The organism is Mesorhizobium sp. M2A.F.Ca.ET.039.01.1.1 (assembly GCF_003998035.1).
In the GTDB taxonomy this organism is placed as follows: domain Bacteria; phylum Pseudomonadota; class Alphaproteobacteria; order Rhizobiales; family Rhizobiaceae; genus Mesorhizobium.
Genome location: NZ_RZRY01001583.1, coordinates 1 through 404, shown reverse-complemented (window position 1 = coordinate 404; position 404 = coordinate 1). Strand labels below are relative to the sequence as shown.

Annotated in this window: 1 pseudogene; it reads left to right on the top strand. The window is 64.9% G+C overall.

The window, feature by feature from the left end:
• A pseudogene (locus EOA24_RS41020) lies at nucleotides 1-404 on the top strand (branched-chain amino acid ABC transporter permease); the annotation flags it as partial.

Here is a 404-nt window from a genome sequence, read left to right as displayed (position 1 = left end):
CGTGCTGATCTACAAGACTTCCGGAGTGCTCAACTTCGCCCAAGGGGCGCTGCTGCTGTTCGCGGCTCTGAACTTCGTCAGCCTGGTCGAGCGCGGCGTTCCCTTCGCGCTGGCTTTGGCCGTCACCTTCGCCATCATGGTGGCGCTCGGCATCGGCATCGAGCGCGCGGTGCTGAGGCCGCTCACCAACAAGCCGCCGATCACGCTGTTCATGGCGACGCTCGGTCTCTCCTATATCATCGAGGGCGCCGCCCAGCTCATCTGGGGCACGCAAGTGCACGGCCTCGAGCTCGGCATCGAGGACGTGCCGCTGGACGTCGGCGGTGTGCTGATCAGTCAGTTCGATATCTTCGCCGCCGCGGTGGCCGCGGCCATGGTGCTCTTGTTGTCGCTGTTCTTCCGCT